Consider the following 3,222-nt stretch of genomic DNA (forward strand, 5'->3'; position numbering starts at 1 on the left):
CTGCTTCATCTATTATAAAATATTTTATATAACTTAGATCAATAGTTCCTCTTCCAATATGGTCAATTATTCTACCTGGTGTTGCCACAACTATATGTACTCTTTGTTTCAATTCAGCAATTTGTTCCTTTAATGGCTGCTTGCCAAATATTGCGCTACACCTTACTTTTTTAATTCTACCTATATTTTGAATTTCTTCTTTTATTTGAAGGGCTAATTCTCTTGTTGGAACAATTATTAGTCCTTGTACGCTATTATCCTCTATATCTATATTTTCGCATAATGGTATGGCAAAGCTGGCAGTTTTTCCACTTCCTGTTTTTGATTTTACTATTACATCATTTTTGTTTAATAAATATGGTATTACTTCAGCTTGTACTTTTGAAGGTTCTTCATATCTTAAGTTATTTAATCCTTTTATTATATTTTTATCTAAATTAAATTTTTCAAATTTATTTGTCATATTCTTCTCCTAAATTTTTTCATAAATAATAATATTTATTATATTATAATTATCCCATTCAAAACATTATATTTGAATTTATAACTTCCTTCCAATAAAAAAATCAGTATTATCGATTAATAATACTGATTTTACAATTTATATTAAGCTACTTCATGTATTTTTTCTTCTTTAGAGTAGCTTCTTACTTCTTTAGCAAGTACTGTAGCAATTATTACTATAGAAACTGCGTCTGCAACTGGTTGAGAGAACCAAACTCCATCTAATTCAAAATATTTTGGTAAAACCATCATTAATGGTATTAATAATATACATTGTCTAAGTAAACTTAGCACTATAGATAATTTAGCTTTTCCTATAGATTGTATATAGTTTGTACCTATAATACCTATACTTAATAACGGCATTGTTAATGTATATTTCTTAAGACCATTTATTGTTATTCCCATAAGCTTTGGATCACTATTAAACATTCCAACTAAAAGATGAGGCGCAACTTGTATTACTATAAATCCTACAACAAATATACAAGTTGATGCTAATAAACATAATTTTAATGTTTTAGCCACTCTATTGTATTGTTTTGCTCCATAGTTAAAACCAACAATAGGTTGCATACCTTGGCTTATACCAAATGAAGGCATTAAGAACATTAATGATATTGAACTTACTGTAGCCATAGCTCCTATTGCCAAATCTCCTCCGTATGTTTTTAGACTTTGATTACTTATAACTTGCACCATACTTGCTGCAAGCTGTATTGCAAATGGAGATATACCTATTGCTAGTATTGATTTTATTGCACTAGAATTTAATTTTAACATAGACGTATTAAACTCTAAATTTGATTTTTTTCTTAAATAGTATAAAAGTCCCCATATAGCAGTAACAGCTTGAGATGTTATTGTCGCTATAGCAGCACCTCTAATTCCCATATTAAATCCAAATATCAAAACTGCATCTAATATTATATTAGCTATACATCCTACAGTCATTATTGTTGCTGATAATTTAGGATTTCCATCTCCTCTAATAATATTATTGAAAAACATTCCTAATATATTAAATATAGTCCCTATCATAATTATATCTATATATGATTTTGCATAATATAATGTTGATTCACTAGCACCAAACATTATTAATATTTGTTCAGAAAACATTAATCCTATAATAGTTAATATAATACCTATTATAACTGATAATATCATACCAGTTCCTATGATACTTTGTGCTTCTTCTTTTTTTCCTTGCCCTAATTTTATAGAAATATTAGTTGTTGAACCTACACCTACAAGCATCCCAAATGCTAGTAATATAGTTACTATTGGCATAGTTACTCCAAGCCCAGCTATTGCCATAGACCCAACTCCTGGTATATTACCTATAAATATTCTATCTACTACATTATAAAGAGCATTTACCATCATTCCTATAATTGCTGGAACTGAATATTTTAAAAGTAATTTACCAATAGATTCTTGTCCTAATTCTAATTGATTATTCTTCATTAATTTTCCTCCTGTTTATCTATATTTAAGCAAACTTTTTTAAGTAGTTTAATCATTAATTCTTTTTCACTTTCATCTAAATGTTCGCTTATTTTTCTTTCCCATTCATCTAATACTGAAAATATATTTTCTTTTACGTCTCTACCTTTTTGGGTTAAATAAATTTTATTAGATCTTTTATCCTTTTCATCCTTGTATCTTATAAGATATCTTTCTTTTTCTAATTTTTTTATAGCTCTTGCTGTTGTCCCTTTATCAATTTTCAAAGCTTTAGATAACTCTTCTTGATTTCTTCCATCTTCTATATAAAGTTCCAATAAAAACATAAATTGTCCTTGACCTATGTTGTACTTTTCCATTTCCTTAGTTACAAAAATACCACCTCTTCTATAAAGTTGAGATATATATTTTCCTATGTTATCACAAGATTTTTTATTCATGAGCGTTATCCCCCGTATACTAATATAGTTGCAAAGGCAACTATATTAGTATACCATAATTAGTTGTATTTGCAACTAATTATTTTAAGGTAAATACATCCTATTCTTTATATTTTTATATAATTTTAACAAAAATAAAGAATTTGCATAAAAATGCAAATTCTTTATTAATAAGTCTATAAAGTTGAAGTAATATATTTAATATATGATATAAATAAATCAGCTTCTCTCTTAGTATTATAAAGTCCCAAGCTAGCTCTTAACATACCACTTGGATGAGCATTATTTCTAGCCTCTCTGCAAGCAGTTAAATCACTTATTCCCATTAATCTATTTACATATGGATGAGAACAAAACTTACCTGTTCTAAGAGCAATTCCCATCTCATCTGCAAACCTCTTTCCTATCTTTTTATAATCTTGACCTTCTATATTAAATACTATTATGCCTAATCTATCATCTATATTTTCAGTATCACCATAAAGTATAACTTTATCAATTTTCTTTAACTCTTTAATTAAATATTCTTTTAGATACATTTCATGTTCATATATATTATCAAATCCAATTTGCTTAAGTTGTTTCAATGATCTTGCTAAAGCAATCGCCCCCAAAGCATTTGGTGTTCCTGCCTCATGTAAAGATGGTGGTTCTGACCAAATAACTTCATTATCAAGGACAGCTTTCACACATCCTCCTCCTTTTAATAAAGGAGCTCCATCTGAAAGTTCTTCTGTAAGCCCTACTATAGCACCACTTCCATATGGAGCATATACTTTATGTCCTGAAAATACTAAAAAATCAATTC

At 27.9% G+C, this 3,222-nt stretch carries 4 protein-coding genes; all 4 read right to left on the bottom strand.

The window, feature by feature from the left end; genetic code table 11:
- Nucleotides 1-463 (bottom strand): DEAD/DEAH box helicase (locus J7G74_RS10720; RefSeq protein WP_297135107.1); only part of this gene is annotated, 463 nt, incomplete at its 3' end.
- Nucleotides 464-606: 143 nt separating this feature from the next.
- Nucleotides 607-1,974: an MATE family efflux transporter gene (locus J7G74_RS10725; protein ID WP_297135109.1), complete on the bottom strand. Its 1,368-nt coding sequence runs from the start codon at nt 1,972-1,974 to the stop codon at nt 607-609.
- Nucleotides 1,974-2,414, bottom strand: coding sequence for a MarR family winged helix-turn-helix transcriptional regulator (locus J7G74_RS10730; protein WP_297135111.1), 441 nt, complete (start codon nt 2,412-2,414; stop codon nt 1,974-1,976). The genes J7G74_RS10725 and J7G74_RS10730 overlap by 1 nt, the downstream gene beginning before the upstream one ends.
- Nucleotides 2,415-2,590: 176 nt before the next feature.
- The coding region (locus J7G74_RS10735) for an aminotransferase class V-fold PLP-dependent enzyme (protein ID WP_297135113.1) at nt 2,591-3,222 on the bottom strand (632 nt) is incomplete at its 5' end.

It is taken from the genome of Terrisporobacter sp. (assembly GCF_017888745.1).
Lineage (GTDB): Bacteria > Bacillota > Clostridia > Peptostreptococcales > Peptostreptococcaceae > Terrisporobacter.

Coding starts and splice junctions, on each gene's coding strand:
- J7G74_RS10725 (WP_297135109.1), bottom strand. CDS start 1,974: ATGAAGAATAATCAATTAGAATTAGGACAAGAATCTATTGGTAAATTA.
- J7G74_RS10730 (WP_297135111.1), bottom strand. CDS start 2,414: ATGAATAAAAAATCTTGTGATAACATAGGAAAATATATATCTCAACTT.